Here is a 14943-nt window from a genome sequence, read left to right as displayed (position 1 = left end):
GCGGTCGCCTTCGCGCCGGATCACCGTCCGGCCAGCGATCCGGTGCCGGGCCTGTGATCCGGTTCAAGGCGATTTGCGTACTGGGAGCATGAATGCGTCCGCACGCCTGTCCATCGATCATGTCGTTGCCGCGACCTTCCGGCCGGAGGGTTTCATGGCGGCGATGATGCGTGCGCCGGAAAGCGTGCTCTCACCCGCCGAGAGCGCACGCCTTCTACGGGCGGTCGCCGCCACGCAGGACCGGACGGCCTTCGCGGCCCTGTTCGGTTTCTATGCGCCGCGTGTGAAGGCCTTCATGATGAAGGGCGGAATGCCGGCTCCGGCGGCCGAGGAACTCGCGCAGGAAACGATGCTCGCAGTCTGGCGCAAGGCGGCGTATTTCGACGCGGGCAAGGCCGGCGTGTCGACATGGATCTTCACGATCGCGCGCAATCTGCGCATCGATCGTCTCCGCCGCGAGAGCCGGCCGCTCGCGCTGCCGGCCACGCCCGACCCATCCGAGGAGCCGGAAGCGCCGGAAACGGGCGAAGCTATCATGCTGACAGCGGAGCGGGAGGAGCGTGTCAGGCGCGCGCTGGCGATGCTTCCTCACGATCAGGCGGAAGTCGTCAGGCTGTCGTTCTTCGGCGAGAAGCCGCAATCGGAAATCGCCAGCGAGCTGGGGATACCGCTCGGCACCGTGAAATCGCGCGTGAGGCTGGCCTTCGGCCGCCTTCGCCAGATTCTGGAAGACCTGAAATGAATGTGACCCATCACCCCGGCGACGAGACGCTTCTTCGTTTCGCAACCGGCATGCTGGAAGCCGGCCCCCGCATCGTCGTCGCCGTGCATGTCGGCGGCTGCGCCGCCTGCGCCGCGCGCGTCGCCGAACTGGAGGCGGCGGGGGGGGCCGTTCTCGAGGCAACCGCACCGGCCGAAATGGCCGAGGACGCCTTCGACACGGCGATGCGCCGGATCGATTCCCCCGACATGCGCCCCGGTGGCGGTGCGGCCGCCGTTCCGCCGCGCGCCGGGCTCGGTATCAGGCTGCCGGAAGCGCTGGACGGATGTGGCGTCGGGCCATGGCGCTGGATCGGACCGGGCATCCGCTGGAGCCGGGTAAGCGTGCCCGGTGATCCGAATGCGAACGTGATGCTGCTCAAGGTCGCGGCCGGACGGAAGCTGCCCGAGCACACGCATTCCGGGCGCGAATACACGCAGGTGCTGACTGGCTCCTTTACGGACGAGCGCGGGCGCTACATGCCGGGCGACATGGACGAGGCCGATGCCGAGGTCGAGCATCAGCCGGTCGTGGACAGGGATGGCGAATGCATCTGCATCGCCGCGCTGGAGGGCAACATGCGGCTGCGCGGCTTCTTCGGCCGCATGCTTCAGCCGTTCATCGGGGGGTGAGCCGCGATTGCGCTTGGCGTCGACAGGAAACGCGATCAGCCTTCCGGGAAAAAATAACGCGCGACGAGAAAGCCTGCCGCAGCCGCCACCGCCGTCAGGAGCGTGCCCCAGCAGATGTCGATGACGGTGATGACGACCGGCCAGCCACGAAGCGTGGCGTGGTTCGTCAGATCGTAGGCCGCGTAGGCGACGAAGCCCAGCAGGGCGCCATGAGTGAGCGCAGTCACCCACCGGCCGTTGCCCAGTGCCGGAACGACGGCGAAGACGACGATGCCAACGGCATAGATCAGATAGAAAAGCACCGCCGGAGCGGGATTGAAGGCGTCCGCCAGCAGATCGCCGATATGCCGCCGGTAGAGGCGCGAGGCCATGGCCGTGAGCCACACGCCATCGATCGCGAGGAAAACGGCCATCGTGCTGACATAGGCGATTGCATATTTCATCGCTTGGTTCTCCCCGTTTCGTCATCGTTGCCGCCGCCACGGATGGCGGCGAAGGCAGCCAGTGCCCGCCGGCGGGCGGCATCATGGTCCACGATCGGGCGCGGATAGATGTCGCCCAGGCTGACGCCGCTGTCCGCAAGCACCCTTGCCGGCGCATCCCACGGCCGGTGGATGTAGCGGTCCGGGACCTTCTCCAGCTCCGGCACATAGCGGCGTACATAATCGCCCGACGGATCGAATTTCTCTCCCTGAAGCACGGGATTGAAGATGCGGAAATAGGGCGCGGCGTCCGCGCCAGTTCCCGCCACCCACTGCCAGTTCACCGGGTTGTTGGCCGCGTCGGCATCGACCAGCGTGTCCCAGAACCACGCCTCGCCCTCGCGCCAGTCGATACCCAGATGCTTGACGAGGAACGACGCGACGATCATGCGCACGCGGTTATGCATCCAGCCCGTCCGCCACAATTCGCGCATGCCGGCGTCGACGATGGGATAACCGGTCAGGCCGCGCTGCCAGCGGCGGAGTTCTTCGGCATCCCTGCGCCATTCGAGTCCGTCGAATTCGCGCCGGAAATTCTCGCGGTGGAAATCCGGATTATGGAACAGCAGATGATAGCTGAACTCGCGCCAGACGATCTCCTTGCGGAAGCGCTCGGCATCCGCCGGGTTCCGGTCGGCCATCCGGCTGCGCGTCAGCGCGGCCATCACCTGAAACGGCGTGATTTCGCCGAAGGCGAGATGCGGCGAGAGCATCGATGTGCCCGGTCTGCCAGGAAGGTCGCGGGCCTCGGCGTAGTCTTCGATGCGGTGGCGCAGAAAGCCGGCGAGCGCCCTGCGTCCGCCCTCCTCGCCGGGTGTCCAGCGTTCGGCCAGACCGTCCGACCAGTCCGGCTTGCGCGGCAGGAGCTTCAATTCTTCCAGCGGCACGGAGGCGACGCGCGCGCTGCAGCCGCTGATCGAGTCCGGCGCGTCCACCGGATCGCGCGGCTCGGAACCGGCGGCGAGTGCCTTCCAGAACGGCGTGTAGACCTTGTAGAAACCGCCGGAACGGGTTTTCACGAGAGACGGTTCGTGCAGCAGCATGCCGTCAAAGCTCTCTGCGATCAGTCCGCGGGCGCGCAGCGACTTCTTCAGCGCGGCGTCGACGGCAGCCTCGGCAGGATGATAGCGCCTGTTCCAGAAGACCGCGCCGGCGCCCGACCGGTCGATCACCCCGGCGAGCACCTTGGCCGTTTCGCCGCGCCCGATCACCAATCCCGAGCCGAGGACGCCCAGCCTCTCTCCCAGCGCGGCGAGCGACTGGTGGAGCCACCATCGACTGGCCGCGCCGGACGGTCTTGCGCCGGCAATCTCCTCGTCCAGCACGAAAAGCGGCAGCGCCGGCCTGCCCGTGCCGACGGCCGCAGCAAGGGCGCGATTGTCCGCCACGCGAAGATCGCGCCTGAAAAGAATTATGGCAGGGGCGTCGCTTCCCATCCCGCCTCTCAGGGTTTCGCCGGCGTCCAGCTCACATTCCTGCAGACAAGGCCACCCGCGATACAGCCGCGCGACGTCAGCCTGTCCCTGGCGATGCGCAGCGTCATCGAATAGGTGAGTTTGCGTTTAGGATCATAGGCCTTACCGGCCAGCGTCGAGCCCGATTGCGGCTTCAGCGTCATGATCAGCATGTCGCCCACCTCCTCGCCACGGCTTGTATCGCCGATCCAGACATTCGTTGCGCAAAACGAGACGCCGCAGCGCGTGATCCGCACCCGCGCATTGCCGTCGGAACGTGCCCACACGCCGAGCGGATCGAGCGGCTGCGTCGAAGCAGTGCCGGAAAAGCCAAGGCACAAAACAAGCAGAATCCATCTCCTGCACGGCATGGAACATTCCTCGATACCTGCTACGTCTACGCATCGGAGCCGCCCGCGGATCACAACAGCCTGCGCCGGCGGCGGCGGTTGCCGGAACATCTCGCCGTTGCGGGCATTCTCCTTGGTCCGGCAGTGTGCGAGTCCGAGATCGATGCAGAACGACAGCCTTGAGCGCTACAGGTCCAAACGCGATTTCGAGAAGACGCAGGAGCCGAGCGGCGCCGCCGACGTCAAGCGTTCCAATCGATTGCGCTTCGTCATCCAGAAGCACGACGCGACCCGGCTGCATTACGATCTGCGGCTCGAACTCGACGGCGTGTTCAAGTCATGGGCGGTGACGCGCGGCCCCTCGCTCGATCCGCATGACAAGCGCCTCGCCGTCGAGGTGGAGGACCACCCGCTCGACTACGGCGATTTCGAAGGCACCATCCCCAAGGGCCAGTATGGCGGCGGCACGGTGATGCTCTGGGATCGCGGCTTCTGGGAGCCGGAAGGCCGCGACACGCCGGAAAAGGCCCTGGCCAAGGGCGACCTCAAATTCACGCTGGACGGCAAGCGTCTGAAGGGCAGCTTCGTGCTGGTGCGCATGGCGAACGACCGCGACGGCGGCAAGCGCACCAACTGGCTGCTGATCAAGCATCGGGACGAATTCGCCGTGGAGAAGAACGGCGAGGCCGTATTGCAGAAGAATGCGACCTCGGTCGCCTCGGGCCGGAAGATGGAGGAGATCGCCGCCGGCAAGGGCCGCAAGCCAAAACCCTTCATGCTGGACAGCGCGGCCGTCACGGCCGACGCCGTGTGGGACAGCAACAGCGGCCTCGCCGCCGATGAACGCGAGCGCGGCGCGCCGAAGCGCGCGGCACGGAAGACTTCCCGAAACGGCAAGGCGTCCGACATGCCGGATTTCATCGCGCCGCAGCTTTGCCAGCGCGTCGCCCGGCCCCCGGACGCAAAGGGCTGGGTGCACGAGATCAAGTTCGACGGCTACCGCGTCCAGATGCGGGTCGCGGACGGCGCGGCGACGTTGAAGACGCGGAAGGGCCTCGACTGGACGGCGCGTTTCCCGCGCATCGCGGAGGCCGCCGAAAGCCTCCCGGATGCCGTTATCGACGGCGAAATCTGCGCGCTCGACCAGAACGGCGCGCCGGATTTCGCGGCGTTGCAGGCCGCGCTGTCCGAGGGCGATACCGGCGACCTCGTCTATTTCGCCTTCGATCTGATGTTCGACGGCGGCGAGGATCTGCGCTCCTTGCCGCTGACCGAGCGGAAAAGCCGGCTGAAGCAACTCATGGATGCGGCGGGCGAGAACCCGCATATCCGCTTCACCGACCATTTCGAGACCGGCGGCGACGCCGTGCTGCGTTCCGCCTGCCGCCTTTCGCTGGAAGGCATCGTGTCGAAGCGCGCCGACGCTCCCTATGTGTCGGGGCGCACCGATACATGGGTGAAATCGAAATGCCGCGGCGGCGAGGAAGTGGTGATCGGCGGCTATTCGACCACCGCCGGAAAATTCCGCTCGCTGCTGGTCGGCGTCAATCGCGGCAGGCACTTCGTCTATGTCGGCCGTGTCGGCACCGGCTACGGGAAGGCGAAGGTTGATGTGCTTTTCCCCAGACTGAAGGCGCTGGAGGCGGAAAAATCTCCCTTCACCGGCATCGGCGCGCCCAAAAAGGCGGCAGGCGTGCACTGGGTGAAGCCGGAACTCGTGGCCGAGATCGAATTCGAGGGCTGGACGACGGGCGGCATCGTGAGGCAGGCTTCCTACAAAGGTCTTCGCGAGGACAAGCCGGCGCGCGAAGTGCAGGCGGAAGAGCCCGCGGAGCCCGAAAATGTCGAGGCGGCGGAACCGGTGCGGAAGACGGCGAAACCGGCCGACCGGCGAGGCGCGAAGGCGAAGGTGATGGGTGTTCTTCTCTCCAATCCCGACAAGCCGCTATGGCCGGATGCGGGCGACGGCGAACCGGTGACGAAGGAGGACCTTGCCCGCTATTTCGAGACGATCGGCGCATGGATGCTGCCGCATATCAAGGGACGGCCCTGCTCCATCCTGCGCGCGCCGGACGGCATCGACGGCGAAAAGTTCTTCCAGCGGCACGCCATGCCCGGCGCGTCGAACCTCATCAGCCAGGTGAAGATCAGCGGCGACAAGAAGCCCTATCTGCAGGTGGACCGTCTGGAAGGGCTGGCGGCGATCGCGCAATCGGGCGGCCTCGAACTGCATCCGTGGAACTGCCGGCCCGACAGGCCCGACGTGCCGGGACGCCTCGTCTTCGATCTCGATCCGGGCGAGAACGTCGCGTTTTCCAGTGTCGTCGAGGCGGCTCTCGAAATGCGCGAGCGGCTGGAAGCGCTGGGGCTCGTCGCCTTCTGCAAGACGACCGGCGGCAAGGGCCTGCATGTGGTGACGCCGCTGGCGGACGAGAAACGCAAGACGCCGGACTGGCCGGCCGCCAAGGCATTCGCCCACGAAGTCTGCATGGCGATGGCGGAAGACCGGCCGGATCGCTACCTGACCAGGATGACCAAGGCGCTGCGCGGCGGCCGCATCTTCCTCGACTATCTGCGCAACGACACCAAATCGACGGCGGTCGCGCCGCTCTCGCCGCGCGCGCGGCCGGGCGCCACGGTCTCGATGCCGCTCGAGTGGGATCAGGTGAAGAAGGACCTCGATCCGAAGCGATTCACGCTGCGCACGGCGGCGGCCCTGCTCGAAAAGGCAAAACCGTGGAGCGGCTATGACGACGGCGAACGGCCACTGACGGCGGCGATCAAGCGGCTGGGGTAGAGCACGATCATGGCGGTGGGAGAGCTCTGCGTATGCATGCCATCTACAAGGTCTGAAAAAAGATCCTTTGTCGGCGTGGCGCTGCAACCGGTAAGTAAAATTGCTGTCACTACGCAGGGTGAACAAAGACGCCACATCCAAACTATCACTTCCTCAACTGAGATTTTATGTCTTTCTCTCCAATTATCTAAATATTATTCCGTTCCACTATAGATAAATATATGAACTAATCAATATTATTGAAGTTCAAACTCATAAATTTCACCCCGGGTTGGGAGCCCGGTCTACCTTTCCACTCCCACCCATCTCCGGGCGCGGAATCCTCGACCGCATAGGAGGTGATGCGGCCGTCGAGGTCATATTCGCGACCCTCGCGCAGGTCGTTGGCGAAAGCGGTCGCCAGGCACAACAGAGGCGTTTATGGAAGTCTGCCAAGAAGGAAATCCGTCCTTACGCCTAATTTTCCAAGTTCATCTTCAACCATCGCGAAAATTGCCTGGTCTGGAATTCCATCCTTTTTACCGGACGCAATCTCTTTTTGAAAGGTAGCAACGCGATGTACAAGCTCATTAAATCTGCGAAGCTTTTCTGGATCTTTGACTCCGATCGAGCCAACCTCGTAAGTATCTCTTGCTAGCATAGAAATCTGGTGAATTAGTACACTAATCCATAAATATTTTTCCTCAATTTGCTTTTTTCGAAATCGGTTCAACTCCGAAGCCCACTGTTCTTCCATCATGGTATTATTTCTCTTGGAAGTGAATTAATGTCATATACTCGCTCTTCTAAAATAAGAGTCCGCGTATTGCCTTGAAAAATACGTCCATCAGGCTTGACCGTCAACGGTTCCTCACTCCCCGGTCGGAGCGATTCGACAATCTCCTCAGTCGATTTTCGACTCCAATAGTCGTAACTTGATTTGTTTCCAGATTTGAGCGCGTCCTCGCCGTGTATGCGCCTAATGCCCGGTTTATGTTCTTCTTCGTCTGGATCGCCGCCGTCTTGAGCTGCGCCGCCCCCTTCGTTTCCGCTTTCGGAGTAGCCCCCTGCATCATCGCCTGCTCCAGTACCAGTACCATCACCTGGCTGTGCCTGGCCATCGCCATTGTCTGCGGCATCGTTGTTGAGTGCGCCCGGTCCACCGAATAACCAATCCCAAATTCCCTTGCGGATCGCGCCGATACCGATGGCGCCACCGCCTGCGGCCATACCGCCGGCTCCACCAATACCTCCTCCAAAGGGATCACAACTCTTGGGAGAGCCAATGGGTTGAGAGTAGCAGGGCGCATATGCTCGTCCGCTTGGATCGACATACATGAGTGGTGAGTTTGTGACGTAGGCGTATCGTGATGGGCCGTCTGGCATGCCGAGAGGGTCAAGCTGGAGGTAACGACCGATCGAGGGATCGAAGTGTCTGTGCCAGTTGTAGTGGAGGCCGGTTTCGAGCTGGAACCACTGTCCAGGGAAGCGATAGTCGAGCCGGCGAGGGTGCGGGCTTCGCCGAAGGGCAGGTACGAGGCCTGCCAGACGGGGTCGCGGAACTCGTCGACCATCATGATGGGCCGCTCGAGGTGGTCGGTCAGCACGTAGTAGAGGGTTGGCGTGGTGCCGGCATCGGCGATCGTGGCGACGGGGCGGCCGTCGACCCAGATATATTCGGTGAGCAGCGCGCCGATGTCGTCGTATTCGGCAATGACGTTGCCGTCGAGATCGTGGACACGGTGGAACGTGACGGCATTGGCGGCGCGCTCGACGAGGCGCGACAGGTAGTCGTAGACGTAGGCGCCTGCGGCGGTGCTGTTGACCGAGGCCGAGGCGAGCTGGCCGGCGGCGTTGTAGGTGTAGTCTTTCGTCGTGGCGGGCGAGACGAGATCGTCGTCCGTGACGTTGCCGGCGGCATCCGACTGGAAGGAGCGCGAGGAAATTAGGCTAAGACTATGATTTAAGGCGCAAGATTAGGAAAGACCTCTATTCCTAACGAGAAACCCAATTCGGCAAGCCGATTTAGGTTCTCTGGCTTGATTACATCACCGATATTCTCCGCGCCAGAGAGGCCAATTATTACAGATGCCTCTCCTCCATTTTGGCGAAACCATCTAAAGAAATCAATGTTTCCCAGTTTATCCAGCTCAAAGAGAACTTCGTTAAAAAAATGGCGCTTTCCAAATACGGTCCTCGACACTGACCAATAGGTTTTATCAAATACACCAGATATCCGTCTGCCGACTGGTGTTGTTCGCTCTTCTCCTACGTTCCATGCCCTGTCTGGCTCTATTCCAATCCTACGAGTAAGCTCATCGACTCCAATATGTGAATGCGTAAAGCTTAGTTGGATAGTGAAAAAAATCTCTCCGATGTTGCGATCCTTCACCGCCATCTATCTCTCCCTCCAGGCCTTCCAGAACCTGTATAGTCTCCGGCGGGACCATGGTTCGTCCATGATCCGTCTGGGTTCTCACCCCAAACATTTTGCCGGGCATTAGCGTACCCTATCGTTGTCAGCGTGCGCCGGACGATGTCCTGGCCGAGCGCGGAATCCTCGACCACATAGGAGGTGATGCGGCCGTCGAGGTCGTATTCGTGACCCTCGCGCAGGTCGTTGGCGAAAGCGGTCGCCAGACGCGGCCCGAACGGCGTGTAGGCCGTCCACAGGATGAGGTCGGCAGGCGGAGTGAGCGCATTGGGGGCTGTGCAGACCTGCTCGATCGCACCGCATTACGAATGAGCGTCAATTCCCCTGCTGCACTACATATCTCATATAAAAATTATTAATAAATTGAATATTCTCTTCTCTTGAATACCCCAATAATTCTCCCTCGGCAGCTTCAAGGCTAACAGAATTTCCGAGGTAAGATCGAATTTTCTCAACAAGAATAAATGCTGATATCCTCCAATACTCTTTTTCTAAATATTTGAAATGATAGATTTTATCTTCTATCTGAACTTTTTTATACTTTATTAATTTTTTATACTTGTAAAAATTCTGACCGTTAAAAACGTTATAATTCTCTCCCCTAATTGAAAAAAACACCGCAAAAGGTTTTCTTCCCTGAAGCATTAATATTAATTCTCTGTTCGTGTGAACCATGTAGGAAACTGATTGTTCTATCATCGATAGCTTTCGAATTAAAACTCTCTTATTTTCAATTGGATAGTTATCTAGCCCGTATCTTTGCTTCTCATCCTCGCTCGACAAAAATATAATATCTCCTTCATTAGCTTTAACTAATTGGTAATCAATGGCGAAATCCGTGAGCCACGAACCAGTTTCATCACATATCTCGGTGGCGACATAACCCATATCTAGATCGATATCCGCTATCTTTTACTTCTTAACAGGGGGCAATATCTCCTGAGGTCGAAATCCCTTGTCCCAGCACTGGTAACATATCTCTTTGCAATTAACTCCGCCATGGGGAGCCCCACATACCTCACATGTAAAGGGGATCGATCGCTTGCTCTGTAGCCCCTCCGGATCAGTAAACATCAGTGGTGAGTTTGTGACGTAAGCGTATCGTGATGGGCCGTCTGGCATGCCGAGAGGGTCAGGCTGGAGGTAACGACCGATCGAGGGGTCGAAGTGCCTGTGCCAGTTGTAGTGGAGGCCGGTTTCGAGCTGGAACCACTGTCCAGGGAAGCGGTAGTCGAGGCTGGCTGAATGGTGCGCAGCTATCCGTAGGCGAATTTATTTCCAATCAGCGCTTGCCGCGCCGGCTTTCCGCCGCAACCGATTTCTTCAGCGCGTCCATGATGTTGATGACGTTGCTGGGCTGCGGCGTCTCCGCGCGCTTCTCGCGTTTCGGCTTGCCCGTCTTCTTCCGTTTCGCCTCGATGATGTCGAGCAGCTTTTCCTGTACCGGATCGCGGACGAGTTCCGCGCTCCAGTGCCGCGTCCGCTTCTTGATGAGTTGCTGGATGAGCGGCATCGTCCCGGCATCCGCCCTGCCCTCCTCCAGCCCCTCGAAATAGCTGTCGGCGTCGCGCACCTCGTCGCCGAAGCGCAGGGTCCACAGCACGATGCCCTTGCCGCGCGGCTCCAGCATCACCGCGCGCTCGCGCCGCGTGATCACCAGCCGGGAGATGCCCACCCGGCGCTCGGCGGCCATTGCGTCGCGGATCACGGCGAAAGCCTCTTCCCCCACCTCGTCGCTCGGGACGAGATAATAGGGCGTGTCGAGCCAGATCCAGTCGATGGAATCGCGTTCGGCGAAGACGTCGATATCGATGGTCCGCGTGCTTTCCAGCGCGACGTTCTCGAGTTCGTCGTCCTCCAGGATCAGGTATTCGCCCTCGCCGCGCGGATAGCCCTTCGCCTGCTGCTCCTGCGCCACCTCGCGGCCGGTGACGGAATCCACATAGCGGCTCTGCACGCGGTTGTGCGTCTCGCGGTTCAGCGTGTGGAAGCGCACCTTCTCGCTCTCCGACGTCGCCGGCGTCATCTCGACCGGGCAGGTCACCAGCGAAAGCTTCAGATAGCCCTTCCAGTAAGGATGCAGCGCCATGGCGGGCCCCTAGCCGGCTCGACGCTGGCGCGTGTCGCGCGGAGCGCTCCGGGACGATTTGGCGGCGGCGGACTTCGCCGTGCCGCGCTTGCGCCGGGAATCGGCACCGCCCGTCATCTCGGCGCTTTCGCGCAGTGCCTGCAGCAGGTCCTTCGGCACCTTCGGCTTCGCCGCCTTCTTCTTCGGGATCTTGCGCCCCTCGATCTTGGCCTTCACCAGTTCGGTCACCGCCGTCTCGTAGCGGTCGTCGAAGGATTTCGGATCGAACGCGCCGGCCTTGGTGCCGATGATGTGCTTGGCCAAATCGAGCATCTCGCCCTTGATCTTCAGATCCGGCACGTCCTCGAACGCCTCCTCCGACGAGCGTACCTCGTAATCGAAATTCAGCGTGCTGGCGACGAGGCCCCTGCCCTGCGGTCTCAGCAGCACCGTGCGCAATCGCCGGAACAGCACGGTTCGGGCGAGCGCGGCAACTCCCGCTTTCTTCATCCCGTCGCGGATGAGGAAAAACGCTTCCGCCCCCTGCTTGTCCGGCACCAGATAATAGGGCTTGTCGAAATAGACGTCGTCGATCTCCCCGCAGGGGATAAACGCCTCGATCGACAGCGTTTTGTCGCTCTCGGGAATCGCCGCCGCGACCTCTTCGGGCTCGAGCACGACGTAAGCGCCGTTCTCCGTCTCGTAGCCTTTCACCTGATCCTCGCGCTCGACGATATCTCCGGTCTCGCTGTCCACGAATTCGCGCTGGACGCGGTTGCCGGTCTTGCGGTTGACGGTGTTGAAGCTGATGCGCTCGGAAGACGAGACGGCCGTGTAGAGCCCGACCGAGCAGGCCAGTTCTCCGAGCTTGATGAACCCCTTCCAGTTCGCCCTCGCGGCAACCATGGCGCGACCCTCCGTGCAACGGAAGACAACGGCGGCGAACCCTTGAAAGTTCCGGACGCAGAGGTGAACGGCGTCTTTTGAACAGTGTTCAGCCTCCGTTGAACACTGTTCAATCCGTTTCGGCGGGTGTGTATCCGTACGTCTCGGCATAGGAACGCCAGCGCTCCCCGATGCGCCGTCGCAGGTCCTGCGAAAGCTCGGCATATCTGTTGGTCTCGTAGCCGCGCGCACCGTCGAGGAAGGTTTCGAGCGCCGGACGGACGGCATCGAACCCGCCGAGGTTCAGTTCCTCGTAGACACGCCGCATCGCGCCGAGCGGATCGGCGACAAGATCCTCGTAGCGGAGTTCGGTCAGGTTTCCGGCGGGGATCAGCGCGCGATCCTGCTCGAAGCGGGCATACATCCTGTCCAGATTGTCGAACACGTAGTCTTCGAGCCCGGCAAAGATCGGTTTTTGCAGACCCTGCCTCGCATAGAGCGTCTTCCATAAATGAACGGTCGACGGAAACACGACGAATGGATCGCGGACGATATGGACGAACTTCGCGTCGGGGAACATCTCCAGCAGCACCTTGACGCGGGCCGTGTGGGGAGGCGACTTGAGCACCACCCGCTTTCGCCTGCGCGCCATGCACTCGACTTCCACGAGGAAGCGGAGGAAAGTGCGCTTCCAGCGCCGCAGATCATCTGACGGCACATCTTCCAGCGTCAGATATTCGGGGTTCTGCGGCGGCTCGTTCGGAAAGGCGATGGTGAGATAGGGCGACGGCAGGCCGAGATTGCAGAGGGCGAACTCGTCTTCCTGCGGCCGTCTCCACCCGGCCGGCATGTTGTCCATCGGACGCCGCGACGGCACGAGGAACGAAAGGAGCGGAACGCCGGTCCCTTCCGTCAGCATGAAATGCGCCGGCGCGAAGCACTCATAGGTGTTGGGGCTGGTATGCCGCTGGTCGAGCACCAGAAGCTCATGCAAGAGGGTCGTGCCCGTGCGCCAGTGCCCGAGCACGAAAAGCGGCGGATGGTCGAGCCTGTTCCTGATCCGGTGGCCGGCGAGCAGCCATTGCTCGATGCGCGTGAGGGAGTGGAACAGGCCGTAGGCCGTTACCGCCGGCACCATGTACCAATACTGCCAGCCGAGCCGGAAACGGTTCTTCACGAGCAGCCGCAGCCATGCCGAGACGGTCATGCCGTTCCAGAATTTCGGCATCCATTGCCGCTGCCTGCGGGGCTTGCCGCCCGCTTCCGGCAACTCGTTCTGATGCGCGGGCTGGATCACGGCTTCAGGCAGGACACGCAACGTTCATGACGGCAAGCGGTGCACGCCGGATGAGGGCGCGTCAACTGGCCGGCCGTCACGATGCGGCCGGATCGTGTCATCCGCGCCCTCCGACGTCTTGACGATGCGGATCACGGCGTCCAACAGAGGCGTTCGCAATGGTGTCATGGCGCGCGGAAGCAGCGGGTATGACGGCATGGCTCGGGTTCCGGTCCGCATCGGAGCCGGAATTCGATACCGTCCCGCGAGGTGCTTTCGATGGAATCCGACGAGGCGGCGACAGGTCCGATACTTGGCGACACCCCTTACAACCCGATTCCCGCAGGCGCGGAAGGCGGATACTTTTCCGCGCCGGACGGAACGCGGCTCCGCTACGGGCTTTTCCCCACGTCCAGGAGCCCATGCCGGGGCACGGTCCTCATTCTGGCGGGCCGTCTTTCCTTCATCGAAAAATACTACGAGGCGATCGGCACGTTCACCGGCCTCGGCTACGACGTCGCAATGCCGGACCTGCGTGGCCAGGGCGGCTCGCAACGCGGTCTCGACCACCCGCAGAAGCATTTTGTCCGCAGTTTCGACGATTATGTGAAGGATCTCGCGGCGTTCATGGACGGGATCGTCGCCCGTCGCCTGAGCGGTCCCTTCCATATGTTCGGCCATTCGGCGGGGGCGCTGGCCGGCCTGCTTGCCGAGCCCGCGCTGCGGCACCGCCTGCTGGCCATGGCGCATGTCGCGCCGGTGCTCATGCAGCCGACGATGGGCCTGAAAGCAGCCAAGCTTGCCGCCGGCATCCTTTCCACAGCGGGGCTCGGCTCGCTCTATACCTCGAACGGCCGGCGGCGGAGGCGACCATTCGAGGGAAACAGGCTGACGGGCGATCGCACCCGCTTCGAGCGCACGGAAGAACTCGCGGAAAACTTCCCGCATCTCGCCATCGGAGGCCCGACGATCGGCTATCTGCGAAGCGTGGTAGGGGCGGTAGACGCGGTCAACAAGGACAGCTTTCGCGCGGCATTCCGCACGCCGACCCTCTTCATCGGGGCAGCAAAGGACGAGATCGTCTCGACCCCGGCGATCGCGGCCTATGCGAAACGCCTGCCGGGCGCTGAATTCGTCGCGATCGACGATGCCCTGCACGACCTGCCGCAGGAACGCGACATCCATCGAAGCCGGATGTTCGAGGCCGTCGACGCATTCTTCGCACGCCACACGCATTCGATGGTGTAGAGACGCTGCGCGCTTTGCCGGAATAGCTCCGACATCTCGTCTTCGCCACCCTGCCCGTTGACGAAAGCCAGGCTAACTCATAACTCTGCTGTACAACCCGGTCGCCGTGCTCCCCGCGCTGCGATCGTCGACCTTAGTCACGCCACGGGGCCTTTCCTTGATCGACGGATTGCAGTTTCACCACATCGGCATCGCCTGCGCGCGGATCTCCTCCGAGGTGGAGGATCTCGCGGCGCTCGGCTACCGGGCCGAAGGCGAGGTGTTCGAGGACCCGATCCAGAAGGTGCGGCTGCAATTCTTCGTGGGCGGCGGGCCGCGCTTTGAACTGATCGAGCCGGCAACGCCCGATTCGCCGGTGCAAGGCGTGCTGCGGCGCGGCAGCAAGTTCTACCATACCGCCTATGAAGTCAGGGATTTCGACGCGGCCGTCGAAGCCTTCAAGCAGCGAAAATTCACGCCCGTGGCGCCGCCGGCGCCGGCCCGCGCCTTCGGCATGCGGCGCATCATCTTCATGATCTCATCGACGCTGACGCTGGTCGAACTGATCGAAGCCGCTCCGGCAGAGTGATCAAACCTTG

General features: G+C 61.8%; 15 protein-coding genes. 5 read left to right on the top strand and 10 right to left on the bottom strand.

Translation table 11 applies throughout. From position 1 onward, the window contains the following. Window positions 1–163 precede the first annotated feature (163 nt). Window positions 164–742 carry a sigma-70 family RNA polymerase sigma factor gene (locus M9955_12835; GenBank protein ID MCO5082527.1) on the top strand — a complete coding sequence of 193 codons (579 nt, stop codon included), beginning with the start codon at window positions 164–166 and terminating at the stop codon, window positions 740–742. Beyond that, window positions 739–1392, top strand: a complete 654-nt coding sequence (locus M9955_12830; protein ID MCO5082526.1) for a ChrR family anti-sigma-E factor — start codon at window positions 739–741, stop codon at window positions 1390–1392. The genes M9955_12835 and M9955_12830 overlap by 4 nt, the downstream gene beginning before the upstream one ends. Window positions 1393–1427: 35 nt before the next feature. On the opposite strand, the gene M9955_12825 is transcribed toward M9955_12830, so the two are convergent. The 3 genes from M9955_12825 to M9955_12815 are packed head-to-tail and all read right to left on the bottom strand — an operon-like array spanning window position 1428 to window position 3699. Continuing rightward, entirely contained in the window at window positions 1428–1835 is a 408-nt protein-coding gene (locus tag M9955_12825; protein MCO5082525.1) for a DUF2177 family protein, read from the bottom strand. Then, window positions 1832–3310, bottom strand: a complete 1479-nt coding sequence (locus tag M9955_12820) for a DNA photolyase family protein (GenBank protein MCO5082524.1) — start codon at window positions 3308–3310, stop codon at window positions 1832–1834. The genes M9955_12825 and M9955_12820 overlap by 4 nt, the downstream gene beginning before the upstream one ends. A gap of 8 nt (window positions 3311–3318) precedes the next feature. Then, complete coding sequence (locus M9955_12815) at window positions 3319–3699, bottom strand: DUF2147 domain-containing protein (GenBank protein ID MCO5082523.1); 381 nt, start codon at window positions 3697–3699, stop codon at window positions 3319–3321. Window positions 3700–3841: 142 nt separating this feature from the next. Between M9955_12815 and ligD the strand changes: the two genes are divergently transcribed. Next, on the top strand, window positions 3842–6475 hold the full coding sequence (ligD, locus tag M9955_12810; protein MCO5082522.1) for a DNA ligase D: 2634 nt from the start codon (window positions 3842–3844) through the stop codon (window positions 6473–6475). Between the two features lie 418 nt (window positions 6476–6893). On the opposite strand, the gene M9955_12805 is transcribed toward ligD, so the two are convergent. The 7 genes from M9955_12805 to M9955_12775 form a co-directional block, all read right to left on the bottom strand. Further along, the gene (locus tag M9955_12805) at window positions 6894–7214 is read right to left on the bottom strand and encodes a hypothetical protein (GenBank protein ID MCO5082521.1); all 321 of its coding nucleotides are present in this window, start codon (window positions 7212–7214) and stop codon (window positions 6894–6896) included. Beyond that, window positions 7211–7684 (bottom strand): hypothetical protein, encoded by a 474-nt coding sequence (locus M9955_12800; GenBank protein MCO5082520.1) that lies wholly within the window; start codon window positions 7682–7684, stop codon window positions 7211–7213. Before M9955_12800 ends, M9955_12805 begins: the two co-directional genes overlap by 4 nt. Before the next feature lie 733 nt (window positions 7685–8417). Continuing rightward, window positions 8418–8852, bottom strand: a complete 435-nt coding sequence (locus tag M9955_12795; protein MCO5082519.1) for a DUF4279 domain-containing protein — start codon at window positions 8850–8852, stop codon at window positions 8418–8420. 351 nt (window positions 8853–9203) lie between these two features. Beyond that, on the bottom strand, window positions 9204–9776 hold the full coding sequence (locus tag M9955_12790) for a hypothetical protein (protein ID MCO5082518.1): 573 nt from the start codon (window positions 9774–9776) through the stop codon (window positions 9204–9206). A 394-nt stretch (window positions 9777–10170) separates the two neighbouring features. Next, a complete protein-coding gene (locus tag M9955_12785) occupies window positions 10171–10977 on the bottom strand; it encodes a Ku protein (GenBank protein ID MCO5082517.1) in 807 nt (268 codons plus the stop codon). A 9-nt stretch (window positions 10978–10986) separates the two neighbouring features. Next, entirely contained in the window at window positions 10987–11862 is an 876-nt protein-coding gene (locus M9955_12780) for a Ku protein (protein MCO5082516.1), read from the bottom strand. 109 nt (window positions 11863–11971) lie between these two features. Next, the gene (locus M9955_12775) at window positions 11972–13159 is read right to left on the bottom strand and encodes a sulfotransferase (GenBank protein ID MCO5082515.1); all 1188 of its coding nucleotides are present in this window, start codon (window positions 13157–13159) and stop codon (window positions 11972–11974) included. A gap of 237 nt (window positions 13160–13396) precedes the next feature. Here M9955_12775 and M9955_12770 point away from each other — a divergent pair, with 237 nt between their 5' ends. Then, window positions 13397–14365: an alpha/beta hydrolase gene (locus M9955_12770; protein MCO5082514.1), complete on the top strand. Its 969-nt coding sequence runs from the start codon at window positions 13397–13399 to the stop codon at window positions 14363–14365. A gap of 157 nt (window positions 14366–14522) precedes the next feature. After that, window positions 14523–14933 carry a VOC family protein gene (locus M9955_12765; protein ID MCO5082513.1) on the top strand — a complete coding sequence of 137 codons (411 nt, stop codon included), beginning with the start codon at window positions 14523–14525 and terminating at the stop codon, window positions 14931–14933. Window positions 14934–14943 lie beyond the last annotated feature (10 nt).

The organism is Rhizobiaceae bacterium (assembly GCA_023953845.1).
Lineage (GTDB): Bacteria > Pseudomonadota > Alphaproteobacteria > Rhizobiales > Rhizobiaceae > Arvimicrobium.
The sequence above is the reverse complement of the archived record's forward strand: the minus strand, read 5'-3'. Positions and strand labels throughout refer to the sequence as shown.